Below are 25,475 nucleotides of genomic sequence, written 5' to 3'. Positions count from 1 at the left end.
CGCGGGCGTACGATCTGCGATTGCGACGAAATCATGCAAATCTCTCCCCGGTTCGAATGAATGAGGCGCGCTTTATAGATGTGTCGCCAGCCGATTGCAACGGGGCTCGCGCGAGATCACGCACGAGTGTTGCAAATTAGTGCCCGTCGCCGCCGGCGCCGAACGGCGACGGCGGTCTCTTCAGCAGCACCACCAGGAAACTGAGGGCGAGATAGAACAGCGACAGGATGAAGAAGGCATCGCCAAAGCTCATCACCACGGCCTGGCGATGAACCAGCTGGGAAAGCTGCTTCATGGCCATCAGCGTGGAATCGCCAAGTCCCTGAAATTTCTGCATGAACATGCTCAGGGTTTCGGTCGCGGTCGTGTTGCCCCAGGTCACGCGCTCCTGCAGACGGGTGATATGCAGGTCGGTGCGGTCGTTGAGCACGGTGTTGATGACGGCGAGGCCGAGCGCGCCGCCGAGATTGCGCATCAGGTTGAACAGGCCGCTCGCGTTCTTCACCTTGTCAGGTGGCAGCGTGCCGAGCGCGACGTTGTTGGTCGGGACCATCGCGAACATCATGCCGATGCCGCGCAGGATCTGCGGCACCAGCAGCTCGTAGAAATCGTATTCGCGGGTGATCCAGGTCATCTGGTAGGAGCCGATCGCGAACACGACGAGGCCGAACGCGATCATGTAGCGCATGTCGAGCTTGGCCATGAGCCGGCCGACCAGCGGTGCGACCAGGAACATGGTGATGCCGGAGACGAACATGGTGTCGCCGATCATCAGCGCGCTGTAGCCGCGCACTTCGGCGAGATAGCGCGGATAGATGTAGGTCAGGCCGTAGAGACCGATGCCGATGCAGAATTGCAGCGTGCATCCGACGGCGAAATTGCGGTCGGAGAAGGTGCGCAGATTGACGATCGGCTCGGCCGCCGTGAACACGCGCCAGAAGAAGGCGATGGCCGAGATCGCGCAGATCCAGGCGCAGATCGCGACCGACGTGTCCTGCATCCATTGATATTGCGGGCCCTCTTCCAGCACATATTCCAGCGTGCCGAGGAAGCTGGCCATGAACAACAAGCCCCACCAGTCGAAGCGATCGAGCAGCTCGAAATGCGGCTCGTCGAAATCGACCAGCGCCAGCACGCCCACTGTGATGCCGATGCCGGGCACGACGTTGATGAAGAACAGCCAGTTCCACGACATCGCGTCGGTGATGTAGCCGCCGACCGTCGGTCCGATGGTCGGAGCCAAGGTTGCGACGAGGCCGATGATGGGACCGACGATGTGGAATTTCGTGCGCGGGAAGACGGTGTAGGCCGAGGCGAACACGGTCGGGATCATGCCGGCGCCGAGAAAGCCCTGCAGCGCGCGCCAGAGGATCATCTCCTCGATCGTCGTGGCGAAGCCGCAGAGCAGGCTCGCGAAGGTGAAGCCGGCCGCCGAGATCGCGAACAACAGCCGCGTGCCGAAGGCGCGCGACAGGAATCCCGACAGCGGGATCGCGATCACCTCGGCGATCAGATAGGCGGTCTGAACCCAGGAGACCTCGCTGGAGCTCGCCGACAGCCCGGCCTGGATTTCGCTCAATGAGGCCGAGACGATCTGGATGTCCAGGATCGACATGAACATCCCGAACACCATGATGATGAACGCAAACAGCCGCTTCGGCGCAATGCGCTCCGAAGCGGGATCCGCCATCATGGCAGGTGAAGCGGTGGTGGCGTTGGCCATTTTCTCACTCAGCTCGCGCGAGAGGGCACGCTCCACCTCTTCCCATCGGGGAGAGTTCGATTTGCGCAGCAAATCGGGTGAGGGGCCGCAGCTTCCACGAGAGAGCGTAACCCCTCACCCGGATCGCATCTTCCGATGCGATCCGACCTCTCCCTCCGGGAGAGGTGAAAGGCGAAGCGGCGCTCGTCTCGAACATCATAGCATCCCTACTGCGGATGGACCGCGGTGGGATCGTCGAGGTCGACCGCGCTGTCGGCGTCGGCGGCGCCCTTGTTGGTGTCGACGGTGGCGTAGACCGACATGCCGGCGCGGAGCAGGTTCTGCTTCGCCACCGATTTGGGCACGCGGATGCGGACCGGCACGCGCTGCACGATCTTGGTGAAGTTGCCGGTGGCGTTGTCGGGCGGCAGCAGCGTGAACACCGACCCCGCGCCCGCCGCGATGCTGTCGACGACGCCGGAGAACTTGCGCATGCCGTAGGCATCGACCTTGATCGTCACCGGCTGGCCCGGGCGGATGCGCTTGAGCTGTGTCTCCTTGAAGTTGGCGTCGATATAGACGTCGTCCAGCGGCACGATGTTGCCGAGGCGCTGTCCGACCGCGACGAAGTCGCCGGTGTTGACAAGGCGGTTCGAGAACGTGCCGTTCACCGGCGCGCGCACCGCCGTGAAGCCGAGGTCGCGCTCGGCTTTGGCGAGCGTGGTCTTGAGCTCGGCGAGCTGGGCCTGCGCTTCGGCCTGCTGCGCCTTGGCGACGTCGACATTGCTGACGGCAACCTCGTAGGCGGCTCGCGCGGCCTTGACCGCGGCGGCGCCCTGGTCGCGTCCGGCTTCCGAGCTTTCGAAGGTGGCGCGCGAGGCAAAGCCCTTGCTGCTCAGCGCCTGCTGGCGCTCATAATCGAGGTCGGCGCGCTTGAGGCCCGCTTCGGCGGAGACGAGCTGCGCCTTGGCCTGGGCGACCTGGCTGTCGAGAGCGGCGACCTGGCGGCCGATGCGATCGATGGTGGCTTGCTGGGTCGCGATCTTGGTCGCGGCGGCCTCGACCGCGATCCTGTAGTCGCCGTCGTCGATGCGGAGGACGATGTCGCCGGCTTGGACTTGTGTGTTGTCGCCGGCAAGGATCGAGGAGATGTGGCCGGCAACGCGCGCGCCGAGCATGGTGTTGTTGGCGCGCACATAGGCGTCGTCGGTCGAGATGTAGAAGCGACCGACCAAAGTGTAATAGCCGGCATACCCCGCAACAGCCAGCGCGAGGACGAGGCCGACGCCCATCAGGACGAATTTGCGCTTGCCGGACTTTGGCGCACCGGACGCAGCGGCGGCGGGCGCGTCCGGCGCAGGTGCGGCCGGCTTGTCGATCACGGGCTGCTCCGGCGCCTCGCGGGTCGGACGCTTGGTTTCCTCGGCCACGTGAGCGCGCAGCTGCTCGGCAGGGGGTGCGGGTGTCTCGGAGGCAGCATCAGCGCCCGTCTGGTCCTCCGCCGTTTCCTGGCGAAGGACGCGAGCCGTCTGATCTCTCGATATGGCCATCACGGCCTCCCCAAAAAAGCGCAACCCGAGGGCGGCCGCTGTTGCAGGCGGTTTCCTCGCGTGGATCTCAAATAGCATTGACCGAACGGTTCGGTCAATATACACATTATTCCCGACAGACCTTACAGCCGCGAAATCCTTTATGGGCGTTTCATGGCTTAATCCCGACCCAAAAACCTTCCGAGACCCTAAACCAATGGTTGTAGCTGCCAGCGAACAATTGCGTATCGTCCAGGACGAGGACAATTCCAAGCGCCGCCAGATCCTGGACGGCGCCCGCAAGGTGTTCATGGATCTGGGCTTCGACGGGGCCAGCATGGGCGAGATCGCGCGCGCCGCGCAGGTCTCCAAGGGCACACTCTACGTCTACTTCGCCGACAAATGCGCGCTGTTCGAAGCCATCGTCGAACAGGAGGCGCTCCAGCACGGCCAGGTCGTGTTCAGTTTCGATCCCGACCGCGAGGCCGAGAGCACGCTGAAGGAGTTCGGCCTCGCCTATCTTCACCTGGTCTGCCGGCCCGGCGGCGGATCGGCGATCCGCACCGTGATGGCGATCGCCGAGCGCATGCCGGATGTCGGCCGGCGTTACTATGCGCGCGTGCTGGACAAGAGCATCAACCGCCTCTCCGCTTATCTCAAGGCACGTGTCGCATCGGGCGATCTTTCGATCGATGATTGCGATCTTGCCGCCTCGCAGTTCATGGAACTGTGCAAGGCCTCGCTGTTCCTGCCCTTCGTGTTTCAGGCGGAGCCCGCGCCGTCGGAACAGCGCATGAGCGCGGTGGTCGAGAGTGCAACGCGGATGTTCCTGGCGGCGTACAAGGCGAGGTAGCCGCGCGTTGCGCCTGCGGGCCGGGCGACACTATATTGCGGCCATGTCTCGTGATCTTCGCCCGCCAGTCGACATCCTCCACTACGAGATCGTCCAGGAACAGGCCTCGGCGCTTGGGCGGATGGGCCGCGCCCTCGAACAGAGCCTTTCGCGTTTGCGCGAGTTCGACGTCGCTCACGCCGCGACCGAAGTGCCGGACGCGATGCAACCGGCGAGGCGCAAGCTGGTGCTGGAAGCCGGCCAGGCGCTTTGGATGTTCGTGGTGCAGCGCGAAGCGTCCGGCCTGCGCGACAGCCGCCACATCATGCGCACCTACAATGTACCGGGTGAAGTGCAGCGCTGCATGGGATTGGCACCATCGAAGCCTAAAGCGCGATGACGACATCATCGCGCTTTAGTCCGTGACCTGCTTTCTCAGCGCCGAGAGATCATTCACGACCATCTTGGTCGGGCCGGTCGTGATGATGCCCTCGTCCTGGAGACGGTTGAGAATGAGGCTGATCGACTGCCGCGTCGCGCCGATCATGCGCGCGAGATTGGCCTGCGTGAGGCGGCCGAGCGAGATCGGACCGTTCTCGTCCTGCGCCGCGTTCTCGCACAGCTTCACCAGCAGCAGCACCAATCGTTCCGCAGCCTTCTGCCCAGCCAGCGTCTGCGCCAGCATCGAATAGGTCTCGCCCTTGAAGCCGAGACATTCGATCAGCGCGACTGCGAACGAGGGCGACTGTGCGATCAGGCGGCGGATGGCATCCTGGTCGAGATGCAAAGCTTCGACCCGGCCGAGCGCGCGCGCCGACCAGCTATGGCGGTGATTGCCGAGAATGTAGGGGGCGCCGACGAAGTCGCCGGCTTCCCATGTCGCCAGCATCAGCTCGCGACCTTGCGTGCCGGCATGGGTGCTTTCGACGATCCCGCTCAAAATGACGTGGATGCCGTTCGCCGGCTCGCCTTCGCGCAGCAGATGTTCGCGGTTCTGGTAAGTCGCCAACCTGCCGGTCCGCATCACCAGGTCCAGATCAGACTTGTCCAGCGCCTTCAGCACATAGCGACCCGTTCCGGCGCCTTGCACTTCCGCACAGGGCTCACCCGGATCGGCGACTTCATGCGCATGGCCCCGCCCCACGACCAGTCTCCCTTCGAGTGACGGCTCGAAGGCTAGGAGGTATCGCATCCGATTGCAACGCGGTGCGACCGCTCAACGCACGGCCGCCGCAGCCGTGAACGCACAAGCGAGGTCAGCGAGCAGGCGCTCCCGCCCCGCCGGCGCCAGGAACGTGACTCCATAGGGCACGCCGGCCCCGGTCATCGCATTCGGCACCGCAATCGCGGCGAGCCCGAGCGAATTGGCGTAGTTGGTGTAATAGCCGTTGTTGAAATTGGCCGTCAGCGGATCGCGCGCAACTTCATCAATGCTGAGGACGGTGCCGACCGTCGGCACCACCAGCGCATCGTGAGCTTCCCAGAAGCCGCGAAGCTGACGCTGGACGTCCTTGACTTCGTAGAACGCGCGGTAGGCATCGGCGGCCGAGAACTTCCGGCTGCCGAGAACGAGATCGCGCACGATCTTGACCCCTGCACCGGGATGGGCGTCGAGAAAGGCGCCGACCGAAACATCACGCTCCGCAAGAAACGGCCCGAAGAACATCAGATCGTTGATCGAGGTGAATGGCGAGAAATCCACCGGCACGACCGGCAGGTCGAGTCGGCGCAGCCGGTGCAGCGCGTCGCCGAACAGCCTCTCCGTCTCTGGATTGCCAAAGAACTTGAGCTGATCAAGGCGCGGCGTTGCGATCTTCAGCGGCCGCGCCGGGGACGCCTGCTCTGTCCAGCCGGCGAACTGCAGCGGCGAAAAGCTGTCCGCGGGATCGCGCCGCGCCAGCACGCGATAGACATCATAGCCGTCGGCGGGATCGCGGGTGTAGAGCGAGATCGTGTCGAAGCTTCGGCACGCATACACCATCCCGCGCTGGCTGAACGCGCCCGGCGCCGGCTTGAAGCCGGTCACGCCGCAATAGGACGCAGGCACCCTGCCCGACCCGCCGGTGTCGGTCCCGAACGCGAAGGACGACGTGCCGGTCGCGACCGACACCGCCGCGCCCGAGCTGGAGCCGCCGGGAATGTAGTCTGCGTTGTATGGATTCCGGGCGATGCCGTAGGGCGAGCGGACGCCGACGAGCCCGGTCGCGAACTGGTCCATGTTGGTCTTGCCGACATAAATCGCACCGGCTGCAATCGCGTCAGCCACCACGGGGCTCGTATCCTCCGCCACATAGGCGAATTCCGGACAGGCCGACGTCGTCTGCTCGCCTGCGACATCGATGCAGTCCTTGACCGAGAATACGAGCCCATAGAGCGGTAGCTCATCGATCTCGCCGACGCGGGCATCGATCGCGCGCGCCGCGGCCATGACGCTCTCGGGCCTTCCCGTCGATATCCAGACACCGCTCTGGTCGGCATCAGTCAGGCGCGACAGCACGTGCGCGGCGACGTCTGACGGCTTCAGCGTGCCGTTGCGATAGGCAGCGCGAAGATGGCGAGGCGAGATATCCATGGCGTCACATGCTTATGGGAACAGGGCGCGCCGGCGAGACAAGCCCGCCGGCAGCAGGCGTCAACGGCCGATCACCTTCTCGATATAGGCCGGCTGGATGAAGGCTTCGAAGCCGGCGCGCGGCAGCAGCTTCGGGAGACGCTCCTGCTTGACCAGGAAGTCGGCCGTGGAGACCAGCGTGTCGACGAACTTGCCCTTCTTTGTCGTTGTGCCGAGATATTCCTCGGTGAGCTGCTGGTTGCAAGGGACCATGCCCGTGCCCTTCATCATCCGCATCGCATCGGGCAGCGGCAGCGAAAGCTCCTCGGCGATGATCTCGGCCGTCTTCTCCGGGTTCTTCAGCCAGAAATCGATCCCCTCGCATTCGGCCTTGATGAACTTCTCGACGTAGGACGGATATTTTTCCGCAAAAGCATTCATCACGACGCCGATGTCCCAGGTCGGATAGCCGCGCTTGGTCATCTCACCCGAGGTGATCAGGATCTTGCCGCCGTTCTTGACGGCCTTGTCGAGGTTCGGCTCCCAGAACCAGGCGGCATCGATATCGCCGCGAAGCCAGGCGGAGGCGATGTCCGAGGGTGCGAGATCGATAATCTTCAGCGAGGCAGGATCGACGCCGTCGTCCTTCAATGCCTGCAACAGCAGGTAATGTGTGGTGGATCCGAACGGCGCGGCGACCGTCTTGCCTTTAAGATCTTTAAGCGAATTGATGTTCTTGTCGGTGCGCACCACCATCGACTCGACATAGTCGAGCAGATTGATCACCAGGATGCCCTTGATCGGCAGGGCCCGGGTCGCGCCGATCGCGGTCGGAGGATTGCCGAGGCCGCCGAAATCGACGTCGTTTCCGGCGATCGCGCGCAGCATGTCGCCGCCGCCACCGATCTTGACGTATTTGATGTCGACACCAGGCATCTCCTTGGCCAGCAGGCCGAGATGCTTGGTGACGAGCTGCGCGTTCACTAAATTCAGATAGCCGACGGTCACCTTGGCCGGCTTGTCCTCGGCACGAGCGGGGGCCGAGAGCGTCAGCGCAGCGAATGCAAGCGTCGCAACCAGTCTCTTCATCATCTCATCTCTCCTCGATCAGGATCAGGTTCGGGCCCACGGCATCAGTAATTTCGCAATTCCGCGCATCATCAGGTCGAGCACGACGCCGGTCAGGCCAAGCACGATCAGGCCCATGATCACGACGTCGGACAGCAGGAATTTCGCGGCATCCCAGATCATCCAGCCGATGCCGGCGGAGGCCGCGACGATCTCGGCGGCGACGAGGACGGTGTAGGTGAAGCCGAGCGAGATGCGCATCCCGGCGAGGATCAGTGGTCCCGCTGCGGGCAGGTAGACGTGAAAGAGCAGGTGGCGCCGGGTTGCGCCAAGGGATTGCGCGGCACGCACGTAGACGGGATCGACGCTGGTGACGGCCTGGATCGTCGAAATCACGATGCCGGGCAGGCCTGCAAGGAACAACAACGACAGTTTGGAGCTCTCGCCGATGCCGAGCCACATCACCAGCAACGTATAGAGCCCGAGTGGCGGTAGCGGACGATAGAACTCGATCAGCGGATTGAGCAGCGCACGGGCATTTTTCGAGACGCCCATGAGCACGCCGAGCGGAATGCCGACGAGACAGGCCAACGCGAAGGCCACGAGGATGCGGTAGAGGCTGGCGCCGAGATGCTGAAGCAGCGTGGCGCCCTGGTAGCCCTTCGTCATGGTCTTGACGAATGCCGCCCACACCGCCTGCGGCTTCGGCAGGAACAGTTCGTTGGCCCAGCCCATCTCCGTAACGATGACCCACGCGGCCAGCAGCAGGGCGACGGTGAGGGTGGAGAGCAGCACCGACCGCGACACTGTTGGCAGCCGCAAGCTGCCCCGCCGTGTACGGTCGGCCGAGATCGGAATGGCCATGGGACTTGCCTCGACGCTCATGTGCGCACTCCCAAGATCTGCATGATGGTCAGTGCATAGATCCGCGTTGCCATCACCGACTTGGTGATTGAGATGTTCTCGTTGTCGACGGCCCAGCCGTCCTCGCCCGGACCGAAGGTGACCGCATTGATGCCTGCTTCGCGGAAGCGGATGGTGTCATTGAAGGCATTCTTGCGATTGACGCCGGGCTCACGGCCCATCAGCCGCCGATACACCGCACGAAGCGAACGGCAGGGCTCCTCCTCGACCGGCACCGGCTCGGTCGCGTTGACGAACAGCGAGCCGGGCACCTGGCGCACTCCGACCTTGACGTCGTTGATTCCGGCAAATGTTTCCAGCCCGAGCCGCTCGATGTCGGAGATCACGCTGGCGAGCGTCATGCCCGGCACGATGCCGACCACCGCGAGCGTGATGGTGCAGGCATCCGGCGAGAACTGCATCTCGCCGGGCAGGCCGCCACGGATGCGCACCACCGAGCAGCAGGGCGGCGTATGCCCCATGAACTTGCTCGGCACGTGGGTGAACGCCATCTCCTTCAGCTTAGGCAGCAGCTTGCCCGCCTCCATGATGGCGTTGACGCTGATATCGGGCCGCCAAATGTGCGACTTGATTCCCTCGACCGTGACCTCGATCAGGCAGTGGCCGGAATTGGCCACCGAGAGGTTGATGCCCCAGTCTTTGCTGACATCTCCCCAGGCAGTCGGCTCGGCCGTGATCTCGTAGTCGGCAGTGAGACCCACCTTCTCGAGCATGTAGATCGAGCCTTCGGTGCCGTTACGCTCCTCGTCGACGGTGTAGCAGCACATCAAGGTGCCATCGAACGTCACGCCCTCCTCGATCAAGGCCTGCACCGCGAGCAGCGATGCGGCAAGGTTGCCGCGCGTGTCCGACGTGCCGCGCGCGTAGAGCAGATCGCCATGGCGCGTCGCCTTGAACGGATCGAAATCCGTCATGTGCCATTTCTCGGGCTCGACCACCGGATAGGTGTCGAGATGATCGTTCAGGATCAGCGACGGTGCGCCCTCCCGCCCTTTCAGCACGCCGAGCACGTTCGGCCGGTGCGGCTGCGCACTGTGCTTGGTGACCACCATGCCGAGGGCCTCGAGCTTGCCCGCGACCAGCATCGAAATCGCCTCCTCCTCGGCCGGCGGCAGATCGGGATCGAGCGGATTGCCGGAGCGCGGCTGACCGGTTCGGATCAGCTCGGAGGCAAGGTCGAGCCATCGCTGCTCCGTGATGCGCGACAGCACGCGCTGCTCGAGATCGGAGTAGGGCGGGGCGACGGGCATCTGCATGATGGGTTCCGCTGGCTCACAGCGCCGGCTGCGCTGCTTCGTTTCAGCACCATCATTGCAGCGACCGTGCCAATCGCGGGAAAAGCCCGTCCTGGCCCGATTAGCGATTTTGATTCAATGAGTTGGAGGCGAATCGGGACGGCGCAAATTTTTGCGCCTCAACTGGGCTTTGCCGAAGACGCAGCGTCCACTGAACAGCCGGGCCTCAGCCGGCCGCTGACCCCAGGTCTTCCATCCTGCGCCATCCATGCAGGATGCGACGCCCTTCCGGCGCGAACGCAAAGTAGTTGCCGCCGCCTGCCGGCTGATCGTGGACGCGATCGATGGAATGGCCGGAATAGTGACAGAACAGCAGCGTGCCGACTGCGCCGTGGCCGACGAACAGGACGTCGCCGGGTCGATTTCGCGTCAGCACTGCCTCAGCCTCGCGCACGATCCGCGCCTGTGCATCCGCAGCGCGCTCCCAGCCGCGCACGCTGAGATGAGGCGCGGCGAAGAACTGGTCGGCGACAGCTTCGAACTCGACCGGCTTCAGGAAGCCGGTCGCCGAACGGTCGTTTTCGTGCATGGCCTCGCGGATCTCGATCATGAGTCCGAGCCGAGCGGCAATGATCTCGGCGGTCTCGATCGCCTTCCGCTCGCCGCTGGAGACGATCTGCGTGGTGCTTGCGAGCCAGCCTGCTTTCGCCAAGGCCTCGGTACGCGCGCGGCCGAGCGGGCTCAGGCCCCATTGCGGCACCGGCACATCGGGATCGATTTGCACCTGCGGGTGGGTGAGATAGCGGACGATGTCGGCGGTCATAATGAATCTCAGTCTCTCCTCGTCATTGCGAGGAGCTCGCGACAAAATTGCGAAGCAATTTTGCGCTGATGCGACGAAGCAATCCGGACTGCCGCCGCGGTGACAGTCTGGATTGCTTCGCTCCGCTCGCAATGACGGTGGAGGTCGATTTTCGCAAGGTAATGCCTAATCGTCGGCGTACTCGTCCTCTTCCCGCTTGTGCATCGTGCTCTTGCGCGCACCGAGTGAACCGGTCACCGACGGCTCGCGCGCACTCGCATAGGGTCTGCGCGACTGGGCGCGCGAGGCGACCTCTTCGCCCGACACCGCGGCGGGCTGGCAGATCAGGCGGCGGCTGGCGCGGCGCATCAGATCGACGTGGATGTGATCGTAGTGGTAGACGTTCGAGCCCGGCGCCAGCACGGTGCTGAAATGCGCGCACGCACCCGACTGCACATCGCGCAGGAATCCCTGCTCTTCCGGCATGCCGCGCCAGCCGTCCTTGATGGTGACGCGGCGTCCGTCAGCGAGCACGAAGGCCGAAATGTCGAGCGCATTGCCGTAGGCGTGCTCTGAGATGTGGGCGTGCGGATTGCCGTTCATGCCGCGGCAGGAATAGGCGGAGATCTGCTTGATCTCGGCGACGCGCACGCCGAACCAGCGCATCGCCGAAGGCTGCACCGTGTCGGCGAGCCAGCGATCGAGCTCGGACACGATCGGACAGGCGAGCGTCGCGGTCGGCTTGATCGCGACCGGACCGACGCTCGCGACGGGATTGCCCTGCGCAGGACCAAGACGCGGCAGCGGCTGCTGTGCCGGCGCCTGCGAGTAAGGCGCCGGACGAGCCGGATAGCTCGGTGCGTTCATGTAGCGCGCCGCACCCGCGGCGTCGGTACCCTCGGGCGGCAGATCGATCTCGTCCTCCTGCGCGGCCACGCCGGGTGCGTTCAGCGACATCGGCCCCGACGATGCACCATAGCCGGCCGGCTGGCGCACCGCGCTCTCGGGATAGTTCGAGCGCTGCCGATAGGACGATGCCGGATAGCCTTGGCTCTGCGGATAGTTCGACTGCGGCTGCACCGGCCAACGCGGCTGGTTGCCGATGCTGCCGGGCGGGCGCAGCGACTCGTCGGCAAAGCCATAGGTGCTGGAGCCTTCGCCGATGGCGGCGACCTTGAGCGGAAACTCGGCGCCGCAGCTGCCAGGCCCGGAGATCGGGTCGATGCGGACGATGTCCGCACTTTCCTTGACTGCGCCCGATTTCAGGCATGCGGCTTCCGCCTCGGCCCGCCACGGTTCGCGTTCGGCCTGGAAGAAGCCGCGACCGCAACCCGCTAGCGAAACAAGGACGATGGAGCCGACGAGATACAAACGAACTCCGCGCGTCATGCACGCACGTTCGGTGAATTTACTTAAAGACTCTTCAACACGTCTATTTCAGCATTCCTTAACCATGCCGGCCGCACTGGCGCGGCCGCTACCGCCGATGAGCGACAGCAAGACTGACTTTTTCGTTGAGAGACTCTCTGTTAACCATGACGGCCGCGGCAAAGCGCGACCAGCGGAGCGACCTCATGACGTTCGCCGGCAGACTGAGCGTGATCACCGCCTACCTCGCCATGGCCTTCGTCGGCGCCATCGTGCTCGGGATGATTTAGAAGCGCTGATCAACACACGACAGTTCGCTCAACCCGCCCTGGAGGGCAGGAAAAACACTACGACCGCGTGCGCGAGGGCTGCGACGAGGCGGTGATCTCCTCCCGCTGCGGCTCGACCCGCGTCCAGTCGTTGCCGGAGCACCAGAAGCGGCCGAGCGCGCAGGCTTCGACGTGCAGCTTGCCGGAGCCCTTCAACCTCATCGTCGCGTAGTAGGTGTTGCCGCTGGAACGGCTGTAGATGCTCCCGGTCCAGACATCGTGCTTCTTCGGCTTCATGTTGACGAGCACGCTCTCGCCCCGGCCCGAGGCTTCACTGAGCGCGTAGCCGCACAATGCGGATCCACAACGCTCGATGCGGACCGTGCCCTTGGCGCCGGCGCTCTCCCATTCGCCGAGCGGCGCATGGCTGTCATCGCCGCTGACCTGCGCCACAATTGTGGTCTGACCGATCTCGGCGCTGGGGACGATGACCGGCGGCTCGATGCGCGGCGGTTCTAGCGCGGCGGTCTTCGGCCGATCGATCTGCTCCAGATCAACCCGCGGCGGACCGGGGCTCAGCGTCTCCAATCTCGAGATCTCCAAGCTTGGTGCCGGCGGCGGCGCAACGGGCTGCGACGTCGCCGCGGCAAGGACGGGAGGCGCCGGTGGCGGCACGACCGCAGCCGCTTGTGGCGGCTTGACCGCTGCCGCCGGACAAGCTGGCTGCGGTGCCTGGACTACCGGCGCGGGCGCCGGCTGCAAGGCCGGTGCTGTGGAGACCTCGTCCGATGGCCGAAGGCCGCGATTGGAGGACACGGTGACACAGGACGAGGATCGGCAATTGCGCGGCGCCTCGACATGAAACCGGTGGCCGCCGATCGAGAACGTGTAGGAGCCGGCCTGCGCGGTCGGCGCCATCGCCAGCAGCGCGATCGATGTGCCAAGATAGGTGGCAAGCCAGGTCGCAAGTCGCGGCATCTGCGTCTCCTCGTGTCACGACGACGTTACGCAGGGCACGCGCGGCCGAATGTGCGCTGCATCACCCAGGCGGCGTCAGGTCGTTGTGACGCCCATCACAGAACGCCAAGCCGCCCCAGCGTAGGGTCGAACCACGCTTCATCCACCAGCGACTTCGGTCCATCTCGGGACCACGCCATTTTCGGAGGTTGTCATGAACAGGCTCTCCATCGCCGCCACCGCCCTCTTCCTCGCTTCGACCGCCGCCGCGCATGCCGGCAATTCGATTTCGTTCCAGATCGAGGGCCAGCACATCCGCATCGAGACGCCGCGCAACTGCGCTTCGCTCGATTGCGTGACCATCGTCGCGCCGGGTCTGTCGGACAAGCCGATCAAGCTGAACAACATCAACCTCAAGGGCCTCGGTGGCTCCAAGGACGATGACGTCGACACCACGCCGGCTCCCGCGCCCACGACGGCGCAACCCGCGCCGGCTCCGGTGCAGCAGCAGCCCGTGCCGCAAGCGCCGGTGCAGGCGACCGCGCCGGCCGCGCCCGCTGCCCCGGCCGCGACTGTTGCTGCCGCTCCTTCTATCGGCTTCGACAACTCGCAGCCTGCTCCGGTCGCGGCGCCCGCGCCTGTTGCCGCACCCGCTCCCGTCGCCGCGGCTCCCGCGCCGGCTCCGGTGGCTGCCGCGCCCGTGGCTGCAGCGAACTCGCCGATCGGCGTCTGGGCGACCGAAGAGAACAAGGGCAATGTCCGCGTCGAGCAGTGTGGCGCCAATCTCTGCGGCTATGCCGAGAAGACCAACGAACGCATCCTGATCAACATGAAGCCCGAGGGATCGAAGTGGAGCGGCCGCATTCGCGATCCCAACTCCGGCCGCAATTACGACTCGACGATCTCGATGAAGGGTCCGAACGCGATGCGCGTGCAGGGCTGCGCCTTCGGCGGCATGTTCTGCGGCGGCCAGACCTGGAAGCGCGTGAGCTGACGCGCGGAGCGGGTCAGCTCCCACACACGCACACTCTTCGTCATGCCCGGGCTTGTCCCGGGCATCCACGTTCTCAGTGCCGCAAAGCGTGGATGGCCGGGCCTTCGCCGCGCCGTAGCGGCTTCGGCCGCGCAGGCGGGACAAGCCCGGCCATGACGCTGCGGAGAAGACTAAATCCCATTCGCGAGCATCGCGCCCCTTTGAACGTTCGCCTCTCCTGTGCCACACACATTCATCCGTCATTCAGCTCTGTCCGGCTGATATCAACCCATCTCGCCTCACGCTCTCATCGGGACTTCCTCGTGACATCAATGCTGGCTTGGCGCCGCTTCGTGTTCGCGCTCGTGCTGCCGGCATTGCCGCTGGCGGGCAGCAGCGCGGCTCGTGCATCCGAGACGATCGAATTCGCACAGGCGCAGCCGCAAGCCCAGCCAGCGCCCGCACCCTCGCCGACGCCATCGGCCGCCCCGACACCGTCCGCAGACGCACAGCCCGCCGCCGTCGAGCCGATCGGCAACGTCGCAACCGTGACGGGGATCGCGACCGTGATCCGCGACAAGAATTCCTATCCGCTGCGCGTGCGCGACGACATCTATCTCAACGACGTCGTGCAGACCTCGTCGAACTCCGCGCTCGGCATCACCTTCAACGACGCCACCACGTTCAATCTCTCGGCGAGCGCGAAGATCACCATCGACAATTACGTCTATGAAGACGGCGGCAAGCAGAATTCGGCGATCTTCGACGTCGGCAAGGGCACGGTTGCCTTCGTGGCGGCCGCGGTGGCGAAGACGGGCGACATGAAGATCACGACGCCAACGGCAACGCTCGGCATCCGCGGCACCACCGGGGTCGTCGACGTGCCCGAAGGCGCGGCGGCGAACAGGGCGAGCAACGTCAACATCAAGCTCTATCCCGACGCCGACGGCCGCGTCGGCCACATCGATGTCGACGACCGCTCGAGCGGCGCGCGGCTCGGCGCGCTGACGCAAGCCGCGAGCGGCTTTGCGATCCGCCCGGGCGCGGCCACCGCCGGCGTCGTGCGTTTTGCGGCCGTGCCGATCACGATCCCCGCGCCGCAGATCGCGCGCGACCGCGGCTTTGTCAGCCAGGTGCATCTGGCGCAGACCGCGGGCCGGCAGATCGTCATCGAGCAGCGCGACTTCCGTCGCGCCAATCCGACGGCGCTCAGCCGCATTCCGCGGCCGGCACAACCGCCGCAGCAGCAACAATTGCGGCCGACGACGGCCCCAGGCCAATTGCCGCAACGGCCGAACGGCCAGCCGCGTCAGGACAACCGTCCGGGTCAGCAGCAGCCGGGCACGCCGGGCCGGCAGGGAACACAGCAAGGCGCGCAGCCGCCGCAGCGGCAGGGACAAGGACAACACGGCGGCGCGGTGCAGCCGGGCACGCCGCGTGCCGGGCAAGGGCAGCAGCAAGGTGCCGGGCGTCCAGGCGCACCACGCGCCGGACAGGGCACGGCGCCCAACAACACGCCGCAAAGCCAACCGCGGCGCGGTGGACAGATTCAGCCCGGAGGAATCGTGCCGCCACAACCGGGCGGGACACCGCAGCCGCAAGCGCCGCGCACCGGATCGCAGCTGGGCCAGCCCCCCGCGGTCCAGCAGCCCGGTGGCGTCCAGCGCCAGGGCGGATTCCAGCAGCGCCCACCCGCCGCACAACGCCCCGCAGCGCCGCGCAAGCCGGCGCCCGCTCCAAAGGAGAAAGAGCGGCGTTGACAGCGCCGCCCCTCACCCTGAGGAGCGTCGTCGAGCACGATCAGCCTCCTCCGTCATTGCGAGCGCAGCGAAGCAATCCAGAGCCCCTCCGCGGAGAAAGTCTGGATTGCTTCGCTGCGCTCGCAATGACGACGTTGAAAGGGCTGCTGCTGCTCACACAGCCGCATTAACTTGCGGATACGTCCTCACCCGCAAGCAGGGCGCGATGACAACTCACGCCTCGCCGCGCAGCCAGGCTTTCACCTTCTGCAACAGGCCTTGCCGCAGCTCGTCGACGGAAGCTGCTTCGGCGGGTGTCAGTGTCTGCAAAGCTGCATCCACGTCGTCGTTCGACGGCGTCGGCTCTTGCGGCGGCGATGGCGGCAGCCCTGCCGCCGCGAGCGCGATCGGGCCGATCTGGGTCAGGAACGCGCGCTCATATTCGCGCGACAGACGCGCGATCGCCTCGTCCAGCGTCAGCCAGTCGACCGCCTTGATGTCGTTCGTCAGCTTGCGAACGGGGCCCCCGTCGGCCTCCATCCGCCAGAAATGCACGACCTTGGAGCGGCCGCCGGACTGGTAGACGAGCGTGCCCAAGAATTCGTGGATGGCGACGTCGTGGCCGGTCTCTTCCAGCACCTCGCGATGCGCGGCTTCCTTCGGCGTCTCGCCGTCATCGAGCTTGCCCTTGGGCAGGACCCATTCGTTGCGCTTGCGCTGGCGCACGACTGCAACCAGCGGCACCGGCCCGCGCCGCAGCACAATACCACCCGCCGCCATGACCGGCGCCCGCGCCATCACCACATCCGTATCGAATCGCCCCCGCCCGACGATATAGGCGGCGGGGACGGCGGATTGAAGGCTACTTTCTTCTGAGCAGCGCTTGACCGGCGCGGATGCGCGTGCCCTCGGCAATGCCGTCGCAGAAGGTGAAATCGCCGGGCGCGAGGATGATGATGGTCGAGCCATGCTCGAACCAGCCGAGCTCCTCGCCTTTGGTCACGTCGACGTCGCAGGGAAAATTGACCGGGCCCTTCGTCTGCGCGTTCAGCACCATGTCGAGGAAGTGCAGGCGGATGCTCGCGACCAGGATGGCCGCAACGGGCACCAGCGTCACGGCTTCGCCGGTCGACAGATGCGTGCGGATCACCGCGCGCTCGTTCTTGCAGAACAGACGCTCGACGCGCTTGAGTGCGATCGGGTTGACGTTCCAGACGTCGCCATGGATCAGCGTGACCCGCTCGATATGCGCGTCATAGGGCGCATGGAAGCGGTGATACATGCTCGAGGTCAGCCGCAGCGTGACGAAGGAGCCGTTGCGGTGCTGCTCGACCAGCGCGGAATCGCCGACGAGATCGAGCAGCGAATAGGGCGCGCCCTTGACCTGGAACAGCTCGGTGTCCGCGATTTTCCCATGAGCGCCGACGATGCCGTCCGAGGGGCTCGCCACCACCGCAGCATCAGGATCGAACGGCCGCAGCCCCGGCTTCAACTCCCGGGTGAAGCAGTCGTGCAGGCTCCTGAAATGCGTCTTGCGCGCTTCCGACAGATCGAGGTCGGAGAACAGCTTCCACAGCGCGATCGAGAAGTCCCGCACCAGGGGATTCTCGATCTTGGAGAACCAGCCCATGAAGCGCGTCAGGGCCGCGCGCGGGATGCGATTGGTCAGCAGGAAGTTGAGGTCTTCCTGCTGGGTGAAAGAGGCGATGAGGGCTTTGACTGTCATGAATCTGTCAGCTCACAGGTTTAGCGCTTGTTGTCATGGAAACGACACTCCCGATTCTCTCGATGTCCGTGGCCGCCGCAGCGTCCGCTGCCGCCGTCCTCCCGAAGATCAAGGCGCGGGTCGAGCTCTCCCGCGCCAAGCACCGCTCGCTCGCCGGGCACTCCAAGATGTCGCGCAGGGTGGCACGGCTGCTGCCGTTCTACGAGTTCGCGGGTGATCAGTACTTCGCATGCGACGGCGCGCCGGCGAACATCGCAGCGCAGCGCAAGGACGCCTTCTTCCGTCTCGCCAGGCTCTACGCCGAGCGCTACCCCAAGGGCCGCGCGATGACGAAGGAAGCGGCGGAGACGATCTCCGACCTGAACTTCACCGAGAGCTACCGCGTGCCGTTCCAGTTCTCGCGTCTCGTCCGCGAGCATCTGGGCACCTCGACCTTCATGGAATCCTCGCGCGGCGTCACCATCACCGATGTCGACGGCAACACTGCTTACGACCTCACGGGCTCCTACGGCGTCAACATCTTCGGCAACGATTTCTACAAGGAGTGCATCGAGGGCGCCGAGAAGCGCGCGCATGCGCTCGGCCCCGTGCTCGGCCCCTACCATCCCGTCATCCTCGAGAATGTGCAGCGGCTCTGCCAGATCTCGGGCCTCGACGAGGTCTCGTTCCACATGTCCGGCACCGAAGCCGTGATGCAGGCGGTGCGGCTGGCGCGCTACCACACCAAGCGCACGCATCTGGTTCGCTTCGCCGGCGCCTATCACGGCTGGTGGGGCGACGTGCAGCCGGGCGTCGGCAATCCGATTCCTGCGCACGAGACCTACACCCTCGCCGAAATGTCGGAGAAGACGCTGCACGTCCTGCGCACGCGCAAGGACATCGCCTGCGTGCTGGTCAACCCGCTGCAGGGGCTGCATCCCAACGCCAACGCGCCCGGCGATTCCTCGCTGGTCGATTCCTCCCGCGGCGGCAATTTCGATCGCGCGGCGTACACCGAGTGGCTGAAGAAGCTGCGCGAGGTCTGCGACCAGCGCGGCATCGTGCTGATCTTCGACGAGGTGTTCGTCGGCTTCCGCCTCGCCGCCGGCGGTGCCCAGGAATATTTCGGCGTCAAGGCCGACATGGTGACCTACGGCAAGAGCCTCGCCGGCGGCCTGCCGGTCGGCGTGGTCTGCGGCAAGCGCGAATTGATGCGCCGCTTCCGCGACGACCGCCCCGCCGACATCTGCTTCGCCCGCGGCACCTTCAACTCGCACCCCTACGTCATGACGGCGATGGACGAGTTCCTGAGCCGCCTCGCCAGCCCGAATTTCCGCGCGGTCTATGACGGGCTGGAGGAGACCTGGAACGGGCGCGTAAAGAAGCTCAACCAGATGATGACGGACGCCGACCTGCCGGTGCGCTTCGCCAACTTCTCCTCGATCTGGACGGTGAAATACACCACGCCGTCCCGCTACAATTGGATGCTGCAATATTATCTGCGCGCCGAAGGCCTGGCGTTGAGCTGGGTCGGCACCGGCCGGCTGATCTTCAGCCTCAACTACACCGACGCCGACTTCACCGAAGTCGCCGACCGCTTCGTTCGCGCCGCACAGAAGATGAAGGCCGACGGCTTCTGGTGGCACGACGGCGCGCTCACCAACAAGCAGATCAAGCGCCAGATCCTGAAAGAGATGCTGGCCAAGCGCTTCGGGCGCTGAGGCCCTTCCCCTTACAACAGTCATTCCGGGGCGAGGTCCATCCTCCCCCTCTCCCCGCTTGCGGGGAGAGGGTTGCGGTGAGGGGGACTCTCCGCGCGCGCGGTGAAAGTTGGCGGACCACCGTCTGGCAGCGCCCCCGCAGAGACTCCCCCTCACCCGGATCGCATCTACGATGCGTTCCGGCCTCTCCCCGCAGGCGGGGCGAGGCGAAGAAGCCGCAGCGACTGCCCCCCACACGTGGATGCCCGGGACAAGCCCGGGCATGACGCAACCATTGGACATCGAAGTGCTTGGTGGGGCCAGCGCGCTCAGGCGTGCTGCTCTTCGAGCACGGGCTCGTCGATGAAGCCCAGCGTGTGCTCGGGGTTGAGGTGCAGGCCGGGGTCCATCAGTTCGCCGCGCATCAAGGCGAGCGGAGCGCCGCGATAGAGCATCAGGTCGTGGAACGGGTCGGTCAGGATCTTGGTCATCCAGACGAGGCCGGTCTCGACGTCACGGATGAAGAACAGATGCACGGTGCGGAACAACAGGCCGCCGCCGCCGACCACGAGCCAGATCTTCGCCACCTGCCGCATGAAATCGGTCGCGCTGGCCCACGGCGTGAACAGGCCGAACAGGGTGGGATCGATGACCAGGACCAGCGGCGACAGCGCCCAGATCGCCATCAGCACCACCTTGCGCTGTAGATTGTAACCGACCTTGATCTCTTCCTTGTACTCGTGCGTCGCCTGGTTGATGTGGTCGTAAGTGTGCGGCTCGAAGAAGAAGTGGCCGGCCTGGCGCGAGGTCATCGAGACCAGCCAGCCGACCAGGGCGGAGACGACGGGATCGATGAACAGCCAGACATAGGCGAAGAGGAAGCTCAGCGCGCTGACGAAGTGCAGGCTCTGATTGATGCGGCTGTGGTGATAGTAGCGATGGTCGTCCCAGCGCTGGATCCGCAGCTGCTCGAGATAGTTCTTGATCATGCTCTCCCCCAAAATGCTTTCGGGTTCAGGATTTACAGAGATTCGATGTAGGCCGTGTGACATCATCATTTTGTCATGTGACGATGTGCAGCGGCGCGATGACGCACGCGATGCGTGAGCTCACGCTGCCTTGGCGACGTCGATCTTGCGGAAGCGCACCAGCGAGAAGTGCCCCAGCGGCGGAATCAAGCGGCGCTCGGCAAGCTCGATGCCGCGCGCGCCGGCGAGCCATTTGGCGTAGCGCGACCAGGCGAACTCGGCGGTGCGGAAGCCGAGCGGACGCACCACCGGCTGCAGCTTCTGCTCGATGAAGCGGCGCATGCCGGTGTCGGCGCTGACGCGGGTGAGGATGATCAATTCGCCGCCCGGACGCAGCACGCGGGCGAATTCGTCGAGCGCCTTCTCCGGGTTCGGCACGGCGGTGACGACGTATTGCGCCATCACGACGTCGAACGAGTTGTCGGGGAATTCGAGCTTCTCGGCGTCCATCACCGCGAGGCCCTCGACGTTCTTCAGATTGCCTTCGCTGACGCGGCGGCGCGCCTTGTCCAGCATCGCTTCCGAGATGTCGGTGCCGAAGATGCGCAGGTTCGGCGCGTAGAGCGGCAGCGAGATGCCGGTGCCGACGCCGACCTCGAGCACGCGGCCGCCGATCTTGTTGGTGGCCGCAATCGCGGCCTGCCGGCCCTTGGCGAACACGCCGCCGAACACGAGATCATAGACCGGCGCCCAGCGGTCATAGGCCTGCTCGACCGTGCCGCGCGTGAGGTCGAGCTGCTGGGTGCCGTCAAGGTTCATGATCTTAGCCATCGATGAGGTTCTCGCTGTGGTTCGAATGGACGATCAACCGCGTACCGGCCGCCGCGCCATGCGAGGCGAGGCGCGCAGGACGCGGCTGGGCTGCAGTGAGGTGAGGTTGCCGACGAACTGGCGCGCGCTGTTCTCCCAGGAGCGCTCCAGCGCGAAATTGCGGCAGGTCTGACGCGACATGGTGAGCGCGCGCAGGCACGCGGTGCGCAGATCGTGGTCGATGGCGCCGATCGGGTGATCGGCAATGACGTCCTTCGGTCCCGTGACCGGAAACGCCGCAACCGGCGTGCCGCAGGCGAGCGCCTCGAGTTGCACCACGCCGAACGTATCGGTCAGGCTCGGAAACACGAACACGTCGGCGGAGGCGAGGTGCGCGGTGAGATCCGCACCCTTCTTCTCGCCGAGGAATACCGTGTCCGGATATTTCTTCTCCAGCGCCGCCTTCTGCGGGCCGTCGCCGACGACGACCTTGGTGCCGGGCAGGTCGAGCGAGAGGAACGCTTCGAGATTCTTCTCCACCGCCACGCGCCCCATCGTCATGAAGATCGGGCGCGGCAGGTCGAGCTCTGCCGGAGCGTCGGGATGAAACAGCTCGGTGTCGACGCCGCGCGTCCAGAAGCCGAGCCGCTTGAAGCCGCGCTCGGACAGCTCCTGCCGCAGCGAGGGCGTCGCCACCATCGTCATCGCGGCGGCATCGTGGAAATGGCGCAGCACCGCGTAGCCGACCCCCGCCGGGATGCCGGTCCGCACCGAGACGTATTCCGGAAAGCGCGTCGTGTAGGAGGTGGTGAAGGCGAGCCGGTTGCGGCGGCAATAGGCGCGCGCGGCCCAGCCGATCGGGCCTTCGGTGGCGATATGCAGCGCCTCCGGCGCGCACCTCTCGATCCGCCGTGCGATTTCTTTGCCGCTCGGCAGCGCAAAGCGCAGGCCCGGGTAGGTCGGCAGCGGCCAGGACGGAAAGCCGTCCGGGGTGAGAAAGTCGATCTCGACATCGAGGGCCTTGGCCGCATTCGCCAGCGAGGTCAGGGTGCGCACCACCCCGTTGACCTGCGGATGCCAGGCGTCGGTCGCGATTAATACCCGCATGGGAAAATCCCGAGAGTTTGATGATTCTCAGGCATCGACCATCAACGAAGGATATTTCAGGCGTGTGACGTCACAGAAGTGTCGGCGTGCTGTTTTGTTCGTTAACGGGCCCGCGGGGCCACGAAACTGTCATGAAACAATTCTTGCCGCCGTGAAACCGTTTTCGGTTTTCCGCGCAAATGTCCCGAAACGTTTTGCCGTTAGGACTTTAGGCAACGGAGCACCGCAATGGTGCCGCGGTGAGCAAAACACCGAGCAAACAGGGGCGATCACATGTTCAATCTGGACAGGTTCAAGACGTTTTCGCGCGCGGTTGCGCTCAGTGCAGTCGCGGTCTCCGCAATCGCGTTCGCAGGTGCAGCCAAGGCCGCGCCGGTGCAGATCTTCCCGTTCTTCCAGCCACTGCCGCCGTTCGCCGCGCCGCAGCCGCTGCAGCCTTATCAGCCCTATCAGTCGCCGACCTACCAGACCGAGCCGTCCGAGGATCAGGACGCCGTCGAGATGCCGGCCCGCTTCCGCCGCCAGACCGTCTCTTACGCGACGCGCGAAGCGCCGGGCACGATCATCATCGATACGCCCAACACCTATCTCTATTACGTGCTCGGCAATGGCCAGGCGCTGCGCTACGGCATCGGCGTCGGCCGCGACGGTTTCACCTGGTCCGGCATCCAGTCGGTGAGCCGCAAGGCCGAGTGGCCGGCCTGGACTCCGCCGCCGGAGATGATCGCCCGCCAGCCCTATCTGCCGCGCCACATGGCCGGCGGCCCCGGCAACCCGTTGGGGGCCCGTGCCATGTATCTCGGCGGCACCATCTACCGTATCCACGGCACCAACGCCCCCGAGACCATCGGCAAGCGCGTCTCCTCCGGCTGCATCCGCATGACCAACGACGACGTCACCGACCTCTATTCCCGCGTCAACGTCGGCACCAAGGTGATCGTGCTGCCGATGAATGAGCGCCGTGCCGACCTCGGCGCCGCGACCCGCTAAAGCGACAGGACATCATGACGCGAACGGCCCCGGAACCCACCGGGGCCGTTTTCGTTTGCCCTCGACATCCCTCGGCGCGATCCGCGATGGAGGCGCAAATGCGACCACGAAGCCAACCCTCGCCACGGCCATGGCTGCACGCCCTCGCCGGCGCCGGAGCGCTGACGCTGCTCCTGTCCGTGCCCTGCTCGCTCGCGCAGCAACCCGCCAATGACGACACGGGCCAGCAAGCCTTCAACAATTCCTGCCGCACCTGCCACTCCATGAAGGAGGGCGACAATCGCCTCGGTCCCAATCTGAACAAGATCGTCGGACGCAAGGCCGGCTCGCTGACGGACTACAATTACTCCTCGTCGATGAAGGACGCCGGCTTCGCCTGGGACCAGGACAAGCTCACCCGCTTCATGGTCAAGCCGGACGAGGTCGTGTCCGGCCACAAGATGCAGCCCTATGGCGGTATCTCGGCGGAAGAGGCGGGCAAGATCGTTGCGCACTTGCAGGCCGCTTCAGGTTCGCAATAGAAGGCGCAGCCGTAGTGCAATTGGCTTGCACGGGGTGCGGCCATCCTTCGAGACGCCCGCCTCCGGCGGTCTCCTCAGGATGAGGACTGAGTGCGCGGCTTCATGCTTGTAGCAAGCCTTGAACGTCAGTTAGCCTCATCCTGAGGAGATCGCGAAGCGGTCGTCTCGAAGGATGGGGCGGCACGATGACAGACGGCGCGTACCTCTACATTCTCCAATGCGCGGACGGCAGCTACTACATCGGCACGACGCGCACCGAGCTCGAGATCAGGGTCGCGCAGCACAACGCCGGTGCGTTCGGCGGCTACACGAAGTCGCGCAGACCTGTGACGCTGGTGTTCTCGCAATGGTTCGACAGGATCACCGACGCGATCGAATGCGAGCGCAAACTCAAGAAATGGAGCCGCGCCAAGAAGGAAGCTTTCATGCGTGGCGATTTTGCCGAGCTGCATGAGCTGGCAAAGCGAGGATCACATCATCCTTCGAGACGCCCGCCTACGGCGGGCCCTCAGGATGAGGACTGAGTGCGGGGCAGCTCTCTAGCCGCGGCGACGATGTCGATTAGCCTCATCCTGAGGAGACCGCGAAGCGGTCGTCTCGAAGGACGAGGCGTTCACACCGGCGGCGCGCTTACCGGCTGACTGCGCCCCGCCACTCCGCGATCAACCTCAGCCACGCCCCAGCATGAAACGCGCTCATCAGGAGATACATCGGCACCATCCCGCCGAGCAGCGAGCCCTGCCCGGCGCCGCACAGCATGTCCGCCGGGCCACCGCCGAGCATGGCCGTCAGCAGCGCCATCATCGCGAAGGTCGGCGTGGCCGCCAGGCCCAGCCATCTGGCGAGGTGGCGCGCGGCCGCCACAGCCTCGGGGCTGACGCTGGGGGCCGCGCTGACCGGACCGGTCATTGCCGTTCTCCCGTAGCCTCCTCGCGGAAGGCTTTCTCGCCGGCGTCCGAGATCTCCACCCATCGCTTGTCGGGCGCCGCACCGTCCGTGTAGCTGTCGTGCCAGTTCCACCATTTGTAGGTCGGGGTCTGCGGATAGCCCGGAGGCGAATCCTCCCACACCTCCTGCCGGCCGAGCGGGGTGATGTCGAGATAGTTCCAAGTGCCGCCCATCTGCTCGTCGCCGCGGCTCTTGACGAAATAGGTGCGGAAGATGCGCGTCCCGTCGCGGTAGAACACGTTAGTGCCGTGCCATTCGTCCACGCCGAAATCGGCATCGAAGCTGTCGGTGACGGTGACCCAGGGCATGATCCAGCCCATCCGCTGCTTCAGCCTGACGATGTCGGCTTGCGGCGCACGCGAGGCGAACACCAGCGTCGTATCGCGGGCATTCAGGTGCGAGACATGGGCGACCTGGTCGGCCACCATCGAGCAGCCGCGGCAGGCCTGATCGGGCCAGCCGAACACGCCGGGCTCGAAAAAGGCGCGATAGACGATCAGCTGCCGCCGGCCCTGGAACAGATCAGGCAGACTGAGCTTGCCGCCAGGCCCCTCGAACGCATAGGTTTTGTCGACAGCCATCCACGGCATGCGGCGCCGCTCGGCGGCCAGGGCGTCGCGGGCACGGGTATGCGCCTTTTCCTTCGCGAGCAGTTGCAGACGGGCCGCCTCCCAGTCCTGCGGCGACACCACCGGTGGGGTCTGCATGGCGGTCTGCCCCTTGGTCCTTAGGTTTTCAGTCGATGTCATGATCACTCTCCAAATCTCTTGCCGCGGC

The 25,475-nt window shown here is 65.2% G+C and carries 26 protein-coding genes; 9 read left to right on the top strand and 17 right to left on the bottom strand.

Annotation, left to right across the window (positions count from 1 at the left end; genetic code table 11):
* Positions 1-136 precede the first annotated feature (136 nt).
* On the bottom strand, positions 137-1,723 hold the full coding sequence (locus AB7M16_RS29480) for a DHA2 family efflux MFS transporter permease subunit (RefSeq protein WP_172787228.1): 1,587 nt from the start codon (positions 1,721-1,723) through the stop codon (positions 137-139).
* A 206-nt stretch (positions 1,724-1,929) separates the two neighbouring features.
* A complete protein-coding gene (locus AB7M16_RS29475) occupies positions 1,930-3,252 on the bottom strand; it encodes an HlyD family secretion protein (RefSeq protein WP_172787227.1) in 1,323 nt (440 codons plus the stop codon).
* Positions 3,253-3,448: 196 nt separating this feature from the next.
* On the opposite strand from AB7M16_RS29475, the gene AB7M16_RS29470 reads away from it, so the two are divergent.
* Both AB7M16_RS29470 and AB7M16_RS29465 read left to right on the top strand, forming a co-directional pair.
* Complete coding sequence (locus tag AB7M16_RS29470; RefSeq protein ID WP_172787226.1) at positions 3,449-4,084, top strand: TetR/AcrR family transcriptional regulator; 636 nt, start codon at positions 3,449-3,451, stop codon at positions 4,082-4,084.
* A 43-nt stretch (positions 4,085-4,127) separates the two neighbouring features.
* Positions 4,128-4,463: a DUF6665 family protein gene (locus tag AB7M16_RS29465; protein WP_212254904.1), complete on the top strand. Its 336-nt coding sequence runs from the start codon at positions 4,128-4,130 to the stop codon at positions 4,461-4,463.
* Positions 4,464-4,478: 15 nt separating this feature from the next.
* Here AB7M16_RS29465 and AB7M16_RS29460 read toward each other — a convergent pair whose 3' ends face one another.
* The 7 genes from AB7M16_RS29460 to AB7M16_RS29430 form a co-directional block, all read right to left on the bottom strand.
* Complete coding sequence (locus AB7M16_RS29460) at positions 4,479-5,207, bottom strand: Crp/Fnr family transcriptional regulator (RefSeq protein WP_172787224.1); 729 nt, start codon at positions 5,205-5,207, stop codon at positions 4,479-4,481.
* Positions 5,208-5,279: 72 nt separating this feature from the next.
* Entirely contained in the window at positions 5,280-6,635 is a 1,356-nt protein-coding gene (locus AB7M16_RS29455; protein WP_453945957.1) for an amidase family protein, read from the bottom strand.
* Between the two features lie 60 nt (positions 6,636-6,695).
* Complete coding sequence (locus AB7M16_RS29450; RefSeq protein WP_172787222.1) at positions 6,696-7,706, bottom strand: taurine ABC transporter substrate-binding protein; 1,011 nt, start codon at positions 7,704-7,706, stop codon at positions 6,696-6,698.
* Positions 7,707-7,727: 21 nt separating this feature from the next.
* Positions 7,728-8,567 carry an ABC transporter permease gene (locus AB7M16_RS29445; RefSeq protein WP_172787221.1) on the bottom strand — a complete coding sequence of 280 codons (840 nt, stop codon included), beginning with the start codon at positions 8,565-8,567 and terminating at the stop codon, positions 7,728-7,730.
* On the bottom strand, positions 8,564-9,862 hold the full coding sequence (locus AB7M16_RS29440; protein ID WP_453945955.1) for a M20 family metallopeptidase: 1,299 nt from the start codon (positions 9,860-9,862) through the stop codon (positions 8,564-8,566). The genes AB7M16_RS29445 and AB7M16_RS29440 overlap by 4 nt, the downstream gene beginning before the upstream one ends.
* Before the next feature lie 205 nt (positions 9,863-10,067).
* On the bottom strand, positions 10,068-10,664 hold the full coding sequence (locus AB7M16_RS29435) for a histidine phosphatase family protein (RefSeq protein ID WP_453945953.1): 597 nt from the start codon (positions 10,662-10,664) through the stop codon (positions 10,068-10,070).
* A gap of 165 nt (positions 10,665-10,829) precedes the next feature.
* A complete protein-coding gene (locus tag AB7M16_RS29430; protein ID WP_453945951.1) occupies positions 10,830-12,032 on the bottom strand; it encodes an extensin family protein in 1,203 nt (400 codons plus the stop codon).
* Between the two features lie 146 nt (positions 12,033-12,178).
* Here AB7M16_RS29430 and AB7M16_RS29425 point away from each other — a divergent pair, with 146 nt between their 5' ends.
* Positions 12,179-12,301, top strand: coding sequence for a hypothetical protein (locus AB7M16_RS29425; protein WP_257187567.1), 123 nt, complete (start codon positions 12,179-12,181; stop codon positions 12,299-12,301).
* Between the two features lie 57 nt (positions 12,302-12,358).
* Here the strand turns inward: AB7M16_RS29425 and AB7M16_RS29420 are convergent, their stop codons facing one another.
* Positions 12,359-13,258, bottom strand: a complete 900-nt coding sequence (locus AB7M16_RS29420) for a DUF2147 domain-containing protein (protein ID WP_453945950.1) — start codon at positions 13,256-13,258, stop codon at positions 12,359-12,361.
* A 193-nt stretch (positions 13,259-13,451) separates the two neighbouring features.
* Here AB7M16_RS29420 and AB7M16_RS29415 point away from each other — a divergent pair, with 193 nt between their 5' ends.
* Positions 13,452-14,231: a DUF2147 domain-containing protein gene (locus AB7M16_RS29415; protein ID WP_453945948.1), complete on the top strand. Its 780-nt coding sequence runs from the start codon at positions 13,452-13,454 to the stop codon at positions 14,229-14,231.
* A gap of 311 nt (positions 14,232-14,542) precedes the next feature.
* Positions 14,543-15,970, top strand: coding sequence for a FecR domain-containing protein (locus AB7M16_RS29410; protein WP_453947281.1), 1,428 nt, complete (start codon positions 14,543-14,545; stop codon positions 15,968-15,970).
* 213 nt (positions 15,971-16,183) lie between these two features.
* Here AB7M16_RS29410 and AB7M16_RS29405 read toward each other — a convergent pair whose 3' ends face one another.
* Positions 16,184-16,747, bottom strand: coding sequence for an NUDIX hydrolase (locus tag AB7M16_RS29405; protein ID WP_453945946.1), 564 nt, complete (start codon positions 16,745-16,747; stop codon positions 16,184-16,186).
* Positions 16,748-16,811: 64 nt separating this feature from the next.
* Positions 16,812-17,675, bottom strand: a complete 864-nt coding sequence (gene asd / locus AB7M16_RS29400) for an archaetidylserine decarboxylase (protein ID WP_172787215.1) — start codon at positions 17,673-17,675, stop codon at positions 16,812-16,814.
* A 35-nt stretch (positions 17,676-17,710) separates the two neighbouring features.
* Here asd and AB7M16_RS29395 point away from each other — a divergent pair, with 35 nt between their 5' ends.
* A complete protein-coding gene (locus AB7M16_RS29395; protein WP_453945944.1) occupies positions 17,711-19,375 on the top strand; it encodes an aminotransferase class III-fold pyridoxal phosphate-dependent enzyme in 1,665 nt (554 codons plus the stop codon).
* A gap of 308 nt (positions 19,376-19,683) precedes the next feature.
* On the opposite strand, the gene AB7M16_RS29390 is transcribed toward AB7M16_RS29395, so the two are convergent.
* The 3 genes from AB7M16_RS29390 to AB7M16_RS29380 all read right to left on the bottom strand — a co-directional run bounded on the left by AB7M16_RS29390 (position 19,684) and on the right by AB7M16_RS29380 (position 22,239).
* Positions 19,684-20,343: a hypothetical protein gene (locus tag AB7M16_RS29390; protein WP_172787213.1), complete on the bottom strand. Its 660-nt coding sequence runs from the start codon at positions 20,341-20,343 to the stop codon at positions 19,684-19,686.
* A 120-nt stretch (positions 20,344-20,463) separates the two neighbouring features.
* Positions 20,464-21,153 carry a class I SAM-dependent methyltransferase gene (locus AB7M16_RS29385; protein WP_260382588.1) on the bottom strand — a complete coding sequence of 230 codons (690 nt, stop codon included), beginning with the start codon at positions 21,151-21,153 and terminating at the stop codon, positions 20,464-20,466.
* 33 nt (positions 21,154-21,186) lie between these two features.
* Positions 21,187-22,239, bottom strand: a complete 1,053-nt coding sequence (locus AB7M16_RS29380; protein ID WP_172787211.1) for a glycosyltransferase family 4 protein — start codon at positions 22,237-22,239, stop codon at positions 21,187-21,189.
* A 273-nt stretch (positions 22,240-22,512) separates the two neighbouring features.
* Here AB7M16_RS29380 and AB7M16_RS29375 point away from each other — a divergent pair, with 273 nt between their 5' ends.
* The 3 genes from AB7M16_RS29375 (at position 22,513) to AB7M16_RS29365 (ending at position 24,274) form a co-directional block, all read left to right on the top strand.
* Entirely contained in the window at positions 22,513-23,229 is a 717-nt protein-coding gene (locus tag AB7M16_RS29375; protein WP_453945941.1) for a L,D-transpeptidase, read from the top strand.
* 98 nt (positions 23,230-23,327) lie between these two features.
* The gene (locus AB7M16_RS29370; RefSeq protein ID WP_453945939.1) at positions 23,328-23,750 is read left to right on the top strand and encodes a c-type cytochrome; all 423 of its coding nucleotides are present in this window, start codon (positions 23,328-23,330) and stop codon (positions 23,748-23,750) included.
* 185 nt (positions 23,751-23,935) lie between these two features.
* Complete coding sequence (locus AB7M16_RS29365; RefSeq protein ID WP_453945937.1) at positions 23,936-24,274, top strand: GIY-YIG nuclease family protein; 339 nt, start codon at positions 23,936-23,938, stop codon at positions 24,272-24,274.
* 106 nt (positions 24,275-24,380) lie between these two features.
* On the opposite strand, the gene AB7M16_RS29360 is transcribed toward AB7M16_RS29365, so the two are convergent.
* Together AB7M16_RS29360 and AB7M16_RS29355 are read right to left on the bottom strand one after the other, a co-directional pair.
* Positions 24,381-24,659: a hypothetical protein gene (locus AB7M16_RS29360; RefSeq protein ID WP_453945935.1), complete on the bottom strand. Its 279-nt coding sequence runs from the start codon at positions 24,657-24,659 to the stop codon at positions 24,381-24,383.
* Entirely contained in the window at positions 24,656-25,447 is a 792-nt protein-coding gene (locus tag AB7M16_RS29355) for a DUF899 domain-containing protein (protein WP_453945933.1), read from the bottom strand. Before AB7M16_RS29355 ends, AB7M16_RS29360 begins: the two co-directional genes overlap by 4 nt.
* Between the last annotated feature and the right edge of the window lie 28 nt (positions 25,448-25,475).

This window comes from Bradyrhizobium sp. USDA 372 (genome assembly GCF_053629095.1).
Note: the sequence above shows the minus strand (reverse complement) of the source record. Positions and strands in the feature narration are given on the sequence as shown.